The organism is Pseudomonas japonica, from assembly GCF_900188455.1.
GTDB lineage: Bacteria > Pseudomonadota > Gammaproteobacteria > Pseudomonadales > Pseudomonadaceae > Aquipseudomonas > Aquipseudomonas japonica.
On sequence record NZ_FZOL01000019.1, the window covers coordinates 31664 to 43902 of the forward strand.

Consider the following 12239-nt stretch of genomic DNA (forward strand, 5'->3'; position numbering starts at 1 on the left):
GGTCTGGCCTTTCGCCAGACCCGATATCCAGGCCCGAAGATCATGTTCCAACCCTCTCCCTGGCGCGCGGACTTTCCCGCCATCGCCGCCCTGCAACGCCAGCACCAGACCTATCTGGACAGCGCGGCAACCACCCAGAAACCCCAGGCCCTGCTGGACGCCCTGAGCCACTACTATGGCCATGGCGCAGCCAACGTGCACCGTGCCCAGCACCTGCCAGGCGCCTTGGCGACCCAAGCCTTCGAAGCCAGTCGCGACAAGGTCGCCGCCTGGCTGAATGCCAGCGGCAACGGGCAGATCGTGTTCACCCACGGCGCCACTTCGGCGCTGAATCTGCTCGCCTATGGCCTTGAACACCGTTTCGAGGCGGGCGAGGAAATCGCCGTCAGCGCCCTCGAACACCATGCCAACCTGCTGCCGTGGCAACAGCTGGCGCAGCGCCGCGGCCTGAAACTGATGATCCTGCCCCTGGCGGAAAACGGCCAGATCGACCTCGACGCCGCGCTGCAGATGATCGGGCCGCGTACCCGGGTACTGGCAGTGAGCCAGTTATCCAACGTACTCGGCACCTGGCAACCCCTGCAGCCACTGCTCGATCACGCCCGTGCCCAGGGCGCGTTGACCGTGGTCGATGGCGCCCAGGGCATCGTCCACGGTCGCCACGACGTCAGCCAGCTGGGCTGCGACTTCTATGTGTTCTCCAGTCACAAGCTCTACGGTCCCGACGGCCTCGGCGTGCTCTACGGCCGCAACGAAGCCCTGGCCCTGCTGCGCCACTGGCAGTTCGGCGGTGAGATGGTGCAACTGGCCGGCTACCAGGAATCCAGCTTCCGCCCCGCGCCGCTGGGCTTCGAGGCTGGCACGCCAGCCATCGCCAGCGTGATCGGGCTGGGCGCGACCCTGGACTACCTGGCCAGCCTCGACGCCAATGCCGTGATCGCCCACGAAACCGCGCTGCACCAGCACCTGCTGCGCGGCCTCGGCGACCGCGAGGACCTGCGCGTCCTCGCCGCGCCCCAGGCGGCCCTGGCCAGCTTCGTGGTCGACGGCGTGCACAACGCCGACCTCTCGCACCTGCTCACCGAACAGGGCATCGCGGTGCGTGCCGGTCATCACTGCGCCATGCCGCTGGTCAACAGCCTCGGTCTGGACGGCGCGATCCGCGTGTCGCTGGCGCTGTACAACGATTCGGACGACCTGCAGCGCTTCTTCGATGCGCTGGACCAGGCCCTGGAGCTGCTGCGATGAGCCTGCCCAACAGTGCCCGGGAAGCCCTCGATGCGTTCGCCGCCGCCTCCGGCTGGGAACAGCGCGCCCGCCTGCTGATGCAATGGGGCGAGCGCCTGGCACCGCTGACGGACGCGGAAAAGTCCGACGACAACCGCGTCCACGGGTGCGAAAGCAAGGTCTGGCTGGTGGCGCAGCAGGAGGCCGGTCGCTGGCGTTTCGCCGCGGCCAGCGATGCACGCCTGATCCGCGGCCTGCTGGCGCTGCTGCTGGTGCGGGTCGACGGCCTGTCCAGCGCCGAACTGCGGCAACTGGACCTGCCCGACTGGTTCGATCAGTTGGGTTTGAGCCGGCAGCTCTCACCGTCGCGCAGCAACGGCCTGAACGCCGTGCTGCAACGCATGGCTCAGCTCGCCGCGGGTGGCTGAGCGGCCTTGCGTTCGGCTGGCCGGCGCGCTCCGGCCACCAGCTTGTCCACCGCCTTGCTCGCGGCCACCATGCCGAAGGTGGCCGTGACCATCATCACCGCGCCGAAGCCACCGGCGCAGTCCAGCTTGACCCCCTCGCCGACGAAGCTCTTGCTCAGGCACACCCCGCCATCCTCGCCCGGATAACGCAGTTGCTCGGTGGAAAACACCACCGGCACGCCATAGCTGCGGCTGGTGTTGCGCGAGAAGTTGTAGTCGCGGCGCAGGGTCGAACGCACCCGCGAAGCCAGCGGGTCGTTGTAGGTGCGGTTGAGGTCGGCGACCTGGATCTGCGTCGGGTCGATCTGCCCACCGGCGCCGCCGGTGCTGATGATGGTGATCTTGCGGCGCTTGCACCAGGCGATCAGCGCGGCCTTGGCCATCACGCTGTCGATGCAGTCGATCACGCAGTCGAGGTTTTCGCCGATGTACTCGGCCATGGTCTCGCGGGTGACGAAGTCCGCCACCGCATGCACGGTGCAGGCCGGATTGATCGCACGCAGGCGCTCGGCCATCACCTCGACCTTGGCCCGCCCGACATTGCCTTCCAGGGCGTGGGCCTGACGGTTGGTGTTGCTCACGCAGACATCATCCAGGTCGAACAGCGAAATCTCGCCGACGCCACTGCGCGCCAGCGCTTCCGCCGCCCACGAACCGACGCCGCCGATGCCGACCACCGCCACATGGGCCGCACCCAGGCGCTGCAGGCCGTCGACGCCGTACAGCCGGGCGATGCCGGCGAACCGTGGATCTTCAGTACTCATGCCGCACACCCCGCAAAAAACCGGCGCGCATTATAGGCCCCCGCGCGGGCAATGACAGCCCGCCGGGCGTGCCTTCGGACGGCCCGCGCATTGGTCAGGATGATGGCAAAGCTGCTTTAATGTCCGGCGAAGTGTCCTACGCTGCAAAAAGTCTTGGACGACATATAACGGTCTTCAGAACTTCGTTACCTGAAGAAAATCCAATGGCTGTCTGGTCAACCTTCCTACAAGAACTGCCCCGACACCCCCTGGATCCGCGCTTTCGGCGCGGGCCCGTTCCACTCTCCGGAACTCGAACAACTTATGTCATCGCGTAAATTTGGTCTCAACCTGGTGATCGTCATGGCGATCGCCGCGCTTTTCACCGGGTTCTGGGCGTTGATCAACCGCCCGGTCTCCGCTCCCAACTGGCCGGAACAGATCTCCGGTTTCTCCTATTCCCCATTCCGCCTCGGCGAAAGCCCACAGAAAGGCCAGTACCCCAGCGAAGCGGAAATACGTGAAGACCTGGAGCAACTGAGCAAGCTGACCGACAGCATCCGTATCTACACCGTCGAAGGCACCCAGGCGGAAATCCCGCGGCTGGCCGAGGAATTCGGTCTGCGCGTGACCCTGGGCGTGTGGATCAGCCCGGACCAGGAGCGCAACGAACGGGAAATCCAGAAGGCCATCGAGCTGGCCAATACTTCGCGCAGCGTCGTGCGGGTGATGGTCGGCAACGAAGCGTTGTTCCGCAAGGAAATCACTCCCGAAGACCTGATCAAGTACCTCGACCGGGTGCGCGCCGCGGTGAAGGTGCCGGTGACCACCTCCGAGCAGTGGCACATCTGGAAGGAACACCCGGAACTGGCCAGGCACGTCGACCTGATCGCCGCGCACATCCTGCCGTACTGGGAATTCATCCCGATGAAGGACGCCGGGCAGTTCGTCCTCGACCGCGCCCGCGACCTCAAGCACCTGTTCCCGCGCAAGCCGCTGCTGCTCTCCGAAGTCGGCTGGCCGAGCAACGGACGCATGCGCGGCGGTGCCGACGCGACCCAGGCCGATCAGGCGATCTACCTGCGCACCCTGGTCAACAAGCTCAACCGCCAGGGTTACAACTACTTCGTCATCGAGGCCTACGACCAGCCGTGGAAAGTCAGTGACGAAGGCTCGGTGGGCGCCTACTGGGGTGTGTTCAACGCCGCTCGCCAGCAGAAATTCAATTTCGAAGGCCCGGTGGTGGCGATCCCGCAGTGGCGTGTGCTGGCGGTGGGCTCGGTGGTCCTCGCCCTGCTCTCGCTGACCCTGCTGCTGATCGACGGCTCGGCCCTGCGCCAGCGCGGCCGGACCTTCCTGACCTTCATCACCTTCCTCTGCGGTTCGGTGCTGGTATGGATCGGCTACGACTACAGCCAGCAGTACAGCACCTGGTTCAGCCTGACCGTGGGCTTCCTGCTCGCCCTCGGCGCGCTGGGGGTGTTCATCGTCCTGCTGACCGAGGCCCACGAACTGGCCGAAACGGTGTGGACCCACAAGCGTCGGCGCGAATTCCTGCCGGTGCAGGGGGACGACGCCTACCGGCCGAAGGTCTCGGTGCATGTGCCGTGCTACAACGAGCCGCCGGAGATGGTCAAACAGACCCTGAATGCGCTGGCTGCCCTCGACTATCCGGACTACGAAGTCCTGATCATCGACAACAACACCAAGGACCCCGCGGTGTGGGAACCGATCAAGGCGCACTGCGAACTGCTCGGCGAGCGCTTCAAGTTCTTCCACGTCTCGCCGCTGGCCGGCTTCAAGGGCGGTGCGCTGAACTACCTGATTCCACATACCGCCGCGGACGCCGAAGTGATCGCGGTGATCGACTCGGACTACTGCGTCGACCGCAACTGGCTCAAGCACATGGTGCCGCACTTCGCCGATCCGAAGATCGCCGTGGTGCAATCGCCGCAGGACTACCGCGACCAGAACGAAAGCACCTTCAAGAAGCTCTGCTACTCGGAATACAAAGGCTTCTTCCATATCGGCATGGTCACCCGCAACGACCGCGACGCGATCATCCAGCACGGCACCATGACCATGACCCGCCGCTCGGTCCTGGAAGAACTGGGCTGGGCCGACTGGTGCATCTGCGAGGACGCCGAACTCGGCCTGCGCGTGTTCGAAAAGGGCTATTCCGCCGCCTACGCCCACAACAGCTACGGCAAGGGACTGATGCCGGACACCTTCATCGACTTCAAGAAGCAGCGCTTCCGCTGGGCCTACGGCGCCATCCAGATCATCAAGCGCCATGCGTCCAGCCTGCTGCGCGGCACGGACACCGAACTGACCCGCGGCCAGCGCTATCACTTCCTCGCAGGCTGGCTGCCGTGGATCGCCGATGGCATGAACATCTTCTTCACCGTCGGCGCGCTGCTGTGGTCGGCGGCGATGATCATCGTGCCGCAGCGGGTCGACCCGCCGTTGCTGATCTTCGCCATTCCACCGCTGGCGCTGTTCGTGTTCAAGGTCGGCAAGATCGTCTTCCTCTACCGCCGCGCGGTGGGGGTCAACCTCAAGGACGCCTTCGCCGCGGCGCTGGCCGGCCTGGCGCTGTCGCACACCATCGCCAAGGCGGTGCTGTACGGGTTCTTCACCAGCAGCATCCCGTTCTTCCGCACGCCGAAGAACGCCGACAGCCATGGTCTGCTGGTGGCGCTGTCGGAAGCCCGTGAAGAGCTGTTCATCATGCTCCTGCTGTGGGGTGCGGCGGCCGGGATCTACCTGGTCCAGGGCCTGCCGAGCAACGACATGCGCTTCTGGGTGGCGATGCTGCTGGTGCAGTCGCTGCCGTATGTGGCGGCGCTGGTGATGGCGATGCTGTCGTCGCTGCCCAAGCCTGCCGAAGCGGTGGAGCCGGCCTCCGCCTGACCACACACCTCCCCCGTAGGAGCGTGGCTTGCCCGCGAAGGACCGCAAAGCGGTCCCAGGTTTGTGCAGTCGACCAGATTCCGGGGCCGCGTTGCGGCCCTTCGCGGGCAAGCCGCGCTCCTACGGCAATCGAGACGTCCCCCCATTCGCGAGCGCGCCAGACGGGCGAGCCCTGTCACCTCTTTTGCTATAAGATAACGCCCCAAAATCGTACCCCCGCCTTGCTCCCGGAGTCCTTCATGACGGCCCCCGCCGAACTCTCGCCTACCCTCGAACTGGCCTGCGACCTGATCCGCCGGCCTTCGGTGACCCCGCTCGACTTCGATTGCCAGAAACAGATGATGCAGCGCCTGGACGATGCCGGTTTCACCCTCGAACCGATGCGCATCGAGGACGTCGACAATTTCTGGGCCACCCACGGTACCCAGGACGGCCCGGTGCTGTGCTTCGCCGGTCACACCGACGTGGTCCCCACCGGCCCGGTGCAGGCCTGGCAGAACGATCCGTTCGAGGCGCTGATCGATGCCGACGGCATGCTCTGCGGCCGCGGCGCCGCCGACATGAAAGGCAGCCTGGCGGCGATGATCGTCGCCACCGAACGCTTCGTCGCCGATTACCCGAACCACCGCGGCAAGGTCGCCTACCTGATCACCAGCGATGAAGAAGGCCCGGCCCACCACGGCACCAAGGCCGTGGTCGAGCGCCTGCGCGAACGCGGCGATCGCCTGGACTGGTGCATCGTCGGCGAACCGTCGAGCACCACCCTGGTCGGTGACGTGGTCAAGAACGGCCGTCGTGGCTCCCTCGGTGCCCGCCTCACCGTGCGCGGCGTGCAGGGCCACGTGGCCTACCCGCACCTGGCGAAGAACCCGATCCACCTGGCCGCCCCGGCCCTGGCGGAACTCGCCGCCGAGCACTGGGACGAAGGCAACGCATTCTTCCCGCCGACCAGCTTCCAGATCTCCAACCTGAACTCCGGCACCGGCGCCACCAACGTGGTCCCGGGCGAACTGGTCGCGCTGTTCAATTTCCGCTTCTCCACCGAGTCCACCGTCGAAGGCCTGCAGCAACGCGTCGCGGCGATCCTCGACAAGCACCAGCTGGACTGGGAGATCGACTGGGCGCTGTCCGGCCTGCCGTTCCTCACCGAGCCGGGCGAACTGCTGGATGCCGTCTCGGCCAGCATCAAGGCCATCACCGGTCGCGAAACCCAGGCCTCCACCAGCGGCGGCACCTCCGACGGTCGCTTCATCGCCACCCTGGGTACCCAGGTGGTCGAGCTGGGGCCGGTCAACGCCACCATCCACCAGGTCAACGAGCGCATCCTGGCCAGCGACCTCGACGTGCTGACCGAGATCTACTACCAGACCCTGACCCGGTTGCTCGCCTGATGCTCACCTGCCCTCTCTGCGCCGCACCGCTGGACAAGCTCGACAACGGGGTCGGCTGCCCCGCCGGCCACCGTTTCGACCGTGCCCGCCAGGGCTACCTGAACCTGTTGCCGGTGCAGCACAAGAACAGCCGCGATCCGGGCGACAACCAGGCCATGGTCGAAGCCCGCCGCGACTTCCTCAACGCAGGCCACTACGCCCCGGTCGCCGCGCGCCTGGCCGCGCTGGCGGCCGAGCAGGCGCCAGGACGCTGGCTGGACATCGGGTGTGGCGAGGGTTACTACACCGCGCAGATCGCCGACGCCCTGCCGAACGCCGACGGCTATGCCCTGGACATCTCCCGCGAGGCGGTCAAGCGCGCCTGCCGGCGCAGCCCGCAGCTGACCTGGCTGGTGGCGAGCATGGCGCGGGTGCCGCTGGCCGACGCCAGTTGCCAGTTCATCGCCAGCGTCTTCAGCCCGCTCGACTGGCAGGAGGCCCGTCGCCTGCTCAGCCCCGGCGGCGGCCTGATGCGTGTCGGCCCGACCAGCGGCCACCTGATGGAGCTGCGCGAGAAGCTCTACGACGAGGTCCGCGACTACGCCGATGACAAGCACCTGACGCTGGTCCCGGCGGACATGGTCCACGCCCACAGCGAAGTCCTCGAATTCCGCCTGAGCCTGGCCGCCCCCGCCGACCGCGCCAACCTCCTGGCGATGACGCCCCATGGCTGGCGCGCCAGCGCCGAACGGCGCGCCGCGGTGATCGAGCAGGCGGCGCCGTTGCAGGTAACGGTGTCGATGCGTTACGACTATTTTGTCCTGCAGGACTGAGCCTTCCCGGAGAATCCCCATGCGCCAACCCGATATCGAGATCTACCTGAAGGACGCCGACGTCGACCACAAACAGATCGCCGCCTGGCTGGAGGCTGCCCTCGGTCCATGCAGCGAGTGGAAGCAGAAAGGCCAGACCTTCAAGTGCACGGCCGGTGACATTCCTGTTACCTGGCTGCCCAAGGCCGTAGGAAAATGGAACAGTCTTTATCTGGAAAGTGACAAGACCCCGTGGGAAGACGACATCGCCTGTGCCCGCGCCGCCCATGCCGCGCTGAACGTCGAAGTACGCTGCGCGCCGGGTAGCTGGGTCGAGGAAGAAGGGGAAGAAGACGCCGACCGCTGGATTCGTATCAGCGCCGACGGCGAAGAAGAAATCACCTGGAGAACCCACTGACACGCTGTAAGTTCCAAGCTGCAAGCTGCAAGACGAGCACGATCAACTTGCAGCTTGTGGCTTGTAGCTGACCGCTTAAAGTCCGACTACATCCTCGGCCTGCAGGCCTTTCTGGCCCTGGGTCAGGCTGTATTCAACCTGTTGCCCTTCGAGCAGGGTACGGTGACCCTCGCCACGAATCGCACGGTAGTGAACGAAGACGTCCGCCCCGCCCTCACGCTGAATGAAGCCATAGCCCTTGGCGTCATTGAACCATTTCACACTTCCAGTCTCACGAGACGACATCTGTAACACTCCGGATTTTTATTTTGGACTCGCCTTGTCTGCAGGGGATTTTCGCCCCTGCGTACGCCGCTTGCGGAAAATCCCTGCAAGCGGCGGACCGAGTATAAGACAGACATAAATTAAATTTCATGACCAGGCCGGTTTTTGCTCAACTTGCGCGGATACGGCACACTTGCCCGCTGTCTGTACTTGCGTCCCATATTCCAGAGCACACTCCGTATGACCCGTTCACCCTTGCGCCGCCTGATCTTCGGCGCCCTGCGCCGACTGTTGTACCTGTGGGTTCGCTCCGAGACCATCAACCAGTCCTCCTTCACCCTCAACCTGGACCGCAGTCGTCCGGTGTTCTACGCGATCCAGTCGCCATCGCTGACCGATCTCGCCGTGCTCGACCGCGAATGCACCAAAGCAGGGCTGCCGCGCCCGGTGCTGCCCGTGGCCGTCGGCAGCCTGATGGAGCCGGCCGCCTTCTTCTACCTGACCCCTGAGCCGGACTGGCTGGGGCGCCAGTACAAACGCGGCGCGCCGCCGACGTTGGGCCGCCTGGTCAGCGCGGTCAGCCAGCAGCCGGAGCAGGACGCGCAGATCATTCCGGTCAGTGTGTTCTGGGGGCAGTCACCGGCCAGCGAGTCGAGTCCGTGGAAACTGCTGTTCGCCGACAGTTGGGCGGTGACCGGGCGCCTGCGCCGCCTGCTGACCATCCTCATCCTCGGGCGCAAGACCCGCGTGCAGTTCTCCGCGCCGATCCACCTGCGCGAACTGGTCGGGCACAACAAGGGCCACGAGCGCACCGTGCGCATGGCCCAGCGCCTGCTGCGCGTGCATTTCCGCAACCTCAAGAGCGCGGTGATCGGCCCGGACATTTCCCACCGGCGCAATCTGGTCAAGGGCCTGGTGCATGACCCGCTGGTGCGCCAGGCGATCCTCGACGAGGCCGAGCGCGAGAAGATCCCGCTGGCCAAGGCCGAGGCCACCGCGCTGAAGTACGGCAACGAGATCGCCTCGGACTACACCTACACGGCGATCCGCTTCCTCGAAGTGGTGCTGAGCTGGTTCTGGAACAAGATCTACGACGGCATCAAGGTCAACCACATCGAGCAGGTGCAGGGCATCGCCCCCGGTCACGAGGTGATCTACGTGCCCTGCCACCGCAGCCATATCGACTACCTGCTGCTCTCCTACCTGCTGTTCCGCAACGGCCTGACCCCGCCGCACATCGCCGCCGGGATCAACCTCAACATGCCGGTGATCGGCGGCCTGCTGCGCCGTGGCGGGGCCTTCTTCATGCGCCGCACCTTCAAGGGCAACCCGCTGTACACCGCGGTGTTCAACGAATACCTGCACACCCTGTTCACCAAGGGCTTCCCGGTGGAGTACTTCGTCGAGGGCGGGCGCTCGCGCACCGGGCGCATGCTGCAGCCCAAGACCGGCATGCTGGCGATCACCCTGCGCAGCTTCCTGCGCTCCTCGCGCACGCCGATCGTCTTCGTCCCGGTGTACATCGGCTACGAGCGGGTACTGGAAGGCCGTACCTACCTGGGCGAGCTGCGCGGTGCGAGCAAGAAGAAGGAATCGGTCTTCGACATCTTCAAGGTCCTCGGCGCGCTCAAGCAGCGTTTCGGCCAGGTGTCGGTGAACTTCGGCGAGCCGATCCGCCTCAACCAGTTCCTCGACCAGCAGCAACCCGGCTGGCGCGAAGAGCAACTGGCCCCGCAGTTCCGGCCGGCCTGGCTGAACGAAACCACCTCGCGCCTGGGTGAGAAAGTCGCCCGGCATCTGAACGAAGCGGCGGCGATCAACCCGGTCAACCTGGTGGCCCTCGCCCTGCTCTCCACCAGCCGCCTGGCCCTCGACGAGCGCGCCCTGACCCGAGTACTGGATCTGTACCTGGCCCTGCTGCGCCAGGTGCCGTACTCGCCGCACACCACCCTGCCGGAAGGCGACGGCCTGGCCCTGATCGGCCATGTCCGTGGCATGGACCTGCTGGCCGAGCAGCGCGATGCCCTCGGCCGGATCCTGTATCTGGACGAGCAGAACGCGGTCCTGATGACCTACTACCGCAACAACGTCCTTCACATCTTCGCCCTGCCGGCGCTGCTGGCGAGCTTCTTCCAGAGCAGTTCGCGGATGAGTCGCGAGCTGATTCTGCGCTACACCCGCGCCCTCTATCCGTACCTGCAATCGGAGCTGTTCATCCGCTGGGAACTGGACGACCTGGATGCGGTGGTCGACCAGTGGCTGGCCGCCTTCGTCGAACAGGGCCTGTTGCGCGAGGAAAACGGCGTGTACCTGCGCCCGGCGCCGAGCTCGCGACAGTTCGTCCTGCTGACCCTGCTGGCCCGGGCCATTACCCAGACCCTGCAGCGCTTCTACATGGCCACCGCGCTGCTGCTCAACAGCGGCCAGCACAGCCTCAGCGCCGAAGAACTGGAAGACCTCTGCGTGGTCATGGCCCAGCGCCTGTCGATCCTGCATGGCCTGAATGCCCCGGAGTTCTTCGACAAGAGCCTGTTCCGCCACTTCATCCAGACCCTGGTGGAACAGGGCGTGCTGCGCCCTGACGAAGCCGGCAAGCTGGGCTTCCACGAGAAACTCGGCGAACTGGCCGAGGGCGCGGCCAAACGCGTGCTGTCCGCGGAGGTGCGCCTGTCGATTCGCCAGGTGGCCTTGCACCGCGACGAGCACAGCACCAGCGAACAGCCCACGGTGGCATGACCTTCTGCCAGACGTTTCCTACAAGATGTCAGGACGTCGGCTACCATAAAATCCGCTAAAGTCCTGAATGCCGGCCCCAAGCCGGCATTCAGATTCTGGAGACCTCATGAAAAAACTCTTCCTGCTGTGCTGCGCCTCGCTGCTCGCCGCCTGTTCCAGCCACAGCCCCGCCAACAAAGCCAGCCTCGATGGCGAAGTGTTCTACCTGCAACGTATCGCCCTGCCACCCAGCGCAACCCTGAATGTCGCCCTGCAGGACATTTCCCTGGCCGACGCCCCGGCGGTGACCCTCGCCAGCCAGAACGGTCCGGTCAAGGGCCAGGTGCCACTGCCCTTCCATCTGTCCTACGACCCCGCCCAGCTCAAGCCTGGCCACCGTTATGCGGTCAGCGCGCGAATCGAGCTGGATGGCAAGCTGTTGTTCATCAACACCGAGCAGCACAGCGTTAAACTCGACGGCAGCGATCCGCAACCGCTGCGCATCAGGGTTGACGCGGTTCGCTGATTCTTTCGTTCACCCGTTCCGATCAAGGATGCCACCATGTTCCGCCGTACCCTCACCTTCACCGGCCTGTGCGCCGGCCTGCTGCTGTCAGCCAGTGCCATGGCGCTGTCCCTGGGCGACCTGAGCCAGAACGACGCCGCCGGCGGCCTCAAGGATGCCCTCAGCCAGGGCGCGCAGATCGCCGTCAAGCAACTGGGCAAGCCCGGCGGGTTCAGCAATGACCCCGAGGTGCGCATCGAACTGCCGGGCAACCTCGGCAAGGCGGCGAAGAAGATGAAACAGTTCGGCATGGGGGCCCAGGTCGAGGAACTGGAAACCAGCATGAACAAGGCCGCCGAAGCCGCCGTGCCGCAAGCCCAGGCGATCCTGCTGGATGCGGTGAAGAAGATGACCGTGGACGACGCCAAGGGAATCCTCAGCGGCGGCAACGACTCCGCGACCCAATACCTGAGCAAGACCAGCCGCGAGCAGATCCGCGAGAAGTTCCTGCCCATCGTCAAGGCGGCCACCGACAAGGTCGGCGTGGCCCAGAAGTACAACCAGTTCGCCGGCCAGGCCGCGGCCTTCGGCGTGGTCGATCAGAAGAGCGCCAATATCGAGGGTTATGTGACCGAGCAGGCGCTGAATGGTCTGTTCGAGATGATCGGCAAGCAGGAAGCCAGCATTCGCGAAAACCCGGCGGCAGCGGCGACCAGCCTGGCGAAGAAGGTGTTCGGCGCGCTTTGATCTGATCCGCTGATCGAAAGAACGACGCGGCCCCTGTGGGCGGGTTCACCCGCTCCCA

The 12239-nt window shown here is 65.4% G+C and carries 11 protein-coding genes; 9 read left to right on the forward strand and 2 right to left on the reverse strand.

The features are described from left to right. The first annotated feature begins 42 nt into the window (after positions 1-42). Complete coding sequence (locus CHB99_RS20970) at positions 43-1248, forward strand: aminotransferase class V-fold PLP-dependent enzyme (RefSeq protein ID WP_042121939.1); 1206 nt, start codon at positions 43-45, stop codon at positions 1246-1248. Continuing rightward, positions 1245-1655 carry a SufE family protein gene (locus CHB99_RS20975; protein WP_042121940.1) on the forward strand — a complete coding sequence of 137 codons (411 nt, stop codon included), beginning with the start codon at positions 1245-1247 and terminating at the stop codon, positions 1653-1655. The genes CHB99_RS20970 and CHB99_RS20975 overlap by 4 nt, the downstream gene beginning before the upstream one ends. Here CHB99_RS20975 and tcdA read toward each other — a convergent pair. After that, complete coding sequence (gene tcdA / locus CHB99_RS20980; RefSeq protein WP_042121941.1) at positions 1634-2458, reverse strand: tRNA cyclic N6-threonylcarbamoyladenosine(37) synthase TcdA; 825 nt, start codon at positions 2456-2458, stop codon at positions 1634-1636. The genes CHB99_RS20975 and tcdA overlap by 22 nt on opposite strands. A gap of 303 nt (positions 2459-2761) precedes the next feature. Between tcdA and CHB99_RS20985 the strand changes: the two genes are divergently transcribed. The 4 genes from CHB99_RS20985 (at position 2762) to CHB99_RS21000 (ending at position 7950) form a co-directional block, all read left to right on the forward strand. After that, on the forward strand, positions 2762-5350 hold the full coding sequence (locus CHB99_RS20985; RefSeq protein ID WP_042121942.1) for a glycosyltransferase: 2589 nt from the start codon (positions 2762-2764) through the stop codon (positions 5348-5350). Positions 5351-5589: 239 nt separating this feature from the next. Then, positions 5590-6741, forward strand: coding sequence for a succinyl-diaminopimelate desuccinylase (dapE, locus tag CHB99_RS20990; RefSeq protein WP_042121944.1), 1152 nt, complete (start codon positions 5590-5592; stop codon positions 6739-6741). After that, positions 6741-7553, forward strand: coding sequence for a putative RNA methyltransferase (locus CHB99_RS20995; protein ID WP_042121945.1), 813 nt, complete (start codon positions 6741-6743; stop codon positions 7551-7553). Before dapE ends, CHB99_RS20995 begins: the two co-directional genes overlap by 1 nt. A 19-nt stretch (positions 7554-7572) precedes the next feature. Further along, positions 7573-7950 (forward strand): hypothetical protein, encoded by a 378-nt coding sequence (locus tag CHB99_RS21000; RefSeq protein WP_042121946.1) that lies wholly within the window; start codon positions 7573-7575, stop codon positions 7948-7950. 75 nt (positions 7951-8025) lie between these two features. Here CHB99_RS21000 and CHB99_RS21005 read toward each other — a convergent pair whose 3' ends face one another. Then, positions 8026-8235: a cold-shock protein gene (locus CHB99_RS21005; RefSeq protein WP_009395290.1), complete on the reverse strand. Its 210-nt coding sequence runs from the start codon at positions 8233-8235 to the stop codon at positions 8026-8028. Between the two features lie 219 nt (positions 8236-8454). Between CHB99_RS21005 and plsB the strand changes: the two genes are divergently transcribed. From plsB to CHB99_RS21020, 3 genes are all read left to right on the forward strand, one after another. Beyond that, positions 8455-10950 (forward strand): glycerol-3-phosphate 1-O-acyltransferase PlsB, encoded by a 2496-nt coding sequence (gene plsB, locus CHB99_RS21010; protein WP_042121947.1) that lies wholly within the window; start codon positions 8455-8457, stop codon positions 10948-10950. Between the two features lie 106 nt (positions 10951-11056). Further along, the gene (locus tag CHB99_RS21015; RefSeq protein WP_042121948.1) at positions 11057-11455 is read left to right on the forward strand and encodes a YbaY family lipoprotein; all 399 of its coding nucleotides are present in this window, start codon (positions 11057-11059) and stop codon (positions 11453-11455) included. 36 nt (positions 11456-11491) lie between these two features. Continuing rightward, the gene (locus tag CHB99_RS21020) at positions 11492-12181 is read left to right on the forward strand and encodes a DUF4197 domain-containing protein (protein ID WP_042121949.1); all 690 of its coding nucleotides are present in this window, start codon (positions 11492-11494) and stop codon (positions 12179-12181) included. Positions 12182-12239: the final 58 nt, after the last annotated feature.

Coding starts and splice junctions, on each gene's coding strand:
- plsB (WP_042121947.1), top strand. CDS start 8,455: ATGACCCGTTCACCCTTGCGCCGCCTGATCTTCGGCGCCCTGCGCCGA.
- CHB99_RS21020 (WP_042121949.1), top strand. CDS start 11,492: ATGTTCCGCCGTACCCTCACCTTCACCGGCCTGTGCGCCGGCCTGCTG.
- dapE (WP_042121944.1), top strand. CDS start 5,590: ATGACGGCCCCCGCCGAACTCTCGCCTACCCTCGAACTGGCCTGCGAC.
- tcdA (WP_042121941.1), bottom strand. CDS start 2,458: ATGAGTACTGAAGATCCACGGTTCGCCGGCATCGCCCGGCTGTACGGC.
- CHB99_RS20995 (WP_042121945.1), top strand. CDS start 6,741: ATGCTCACCTGCCCTCTCTGCGCCGCACCGCTGGACAAGCTCGACAAC.
- CHB99_RS21000 (WP_042121946.1), top strand. CDS start 7,573: ATGCGCCAACCCGATATCGAGATCTACCTGAAGGACGCCGACGTCGAC.
- CHB99_RS20985 (WP_042121942.1), top strand. CDS start 2,762: ATGTCATCGCGTAAATTTGGTCTCAACCTGGTGATCGTCATGGCGATC.
- CHB99_RS20970 (WP_042121939.1), top strand. CDS start 43: ATGTTCCAACCCTCTCCCTGGCGCGCGGACTTTCCCGCCATCGCCGCC.
- CHB99_RS21015 (WP_042121948.1), top strand. CDS start 11,057: ATGAAAAAACTCTTCCTGCTGTGCTGCGCCTCGCTGCTCGCCGCCTGT.
- CHB99_RS20975 (WP_042121940.1), top strand. CDS start 1,245: ATGAGCCTGCCCAACAGTGCCCGGGAAGCCCTCGATGCGTTCGCCGCC.
- CHB99_RS21005 (WP_009395290.1), bottom strand. CDS start 8,235: ATGTCGTCTCGTGAGACTGGAAGTGTGAAATGGTTCAATGACGCCAAG.